Origin of the sequence: Streptomyces sp. SP18CS02 (assembly GCF_036322365.1) — a bacterium.
Taxonomy (GTDB): Bacteria; Actinomycetota; Actinomycetes; order Streptomycetales; family Streptomycetaceae; genus Streptomyces.
The window spans coordinates 1-349 of the sequence record NZ_JAQYXC010000229.1; the positions used below are offsets into that span (position 1 = coordinate 1).

The 349-nt window shown below is 59.9% G+C and carries 1 rRNA gene; it reads left to right on the forward strand.

Annotation, left to right across the window (positions count from 1 at the left end):
- Positions 1 to 349 (forward strand): 23S ribosomal RNA (locus PUR26_RS02275); the annotation flags it as partial.

Sequence of the window (349 nt, forward strand, 5' to 3'; positions counted from 1 at the left end):
AGGGTAAGACCCCCGTAGCTGAAATTCATGCGGCTCGTTTAAGAGACACCCAAGTAGCACGGGGCCCGAGAAATCCCGTGTGAATCTGGCGGGACCACCCGTTAAGCCTAAATATTCCCTGGTGACCGATAGCGGATAGTCCCGGGAGGGAATGGTGAAAAGTACCGCGGGCGCGGCGGGAGATAGGACCGGCACCCGTGTGCCTACAAGCCGTGGGAGCTTCGCGCCTCGAGTTTACTCGGTGCGTCGTGACTGCGTGCCTTTTGAAGAATGAGCCTGCGAGTTTGCGGTGTGTCGCGAGGTTAACCCGGGTGGCGAAGCCGAAGCGAAAGCCAGTCCGAACAGGGCG